Below are 290 nucleotides of genomic sequence, written 5' to 3' on the forward strand. Positions count from 1 at the left end.
TTTTGACCCAACCTTCTCGGAACATAGTTATGGGTTTAGGCCAAGCCGAAGAGGCCATGACGCTGTACGTAAAGCAAAGGGATATATAAGTGAAGGTTATAGATGGGTGATTGACATGGACTTGGAGAAGTTCTTTGACAAAGTGAATCATGACAAGTTGATGGGGATATTGGCAAACAGAATCCAAGACAGATTGGTCTTGAAGCTAATTCGAAAATATCTCCAAGCAGGAATCATGATAAATGGTGTAGTCTACGATGCAGAAGAAGGAACACCACAAGGAGGTCCCC

1 protein-coding gene is annotated in these 290 nt (G+C 42.8%); it reads left to right on the forward strand.

All coding sequences use genetic code 11. The features are described 5' to 3' along the window. On the forward strand, positions 1-290 hold a 290-nt coding region (locus JJQ88_RS21065), incomplete at both ends, for a reverse transcriptase domain-containing protein (RefSeq protein ID WP_246861346.1).

Origin of the sequence: Bacillus sp. REN3 (assembly GCF_017912555.1) — a bacterium.
Classification (GTDB): domain Bacteria; phylum Bacillota; class Bacilli; order Bacillales; family Cytobacillaceae; genus Mesobacillus.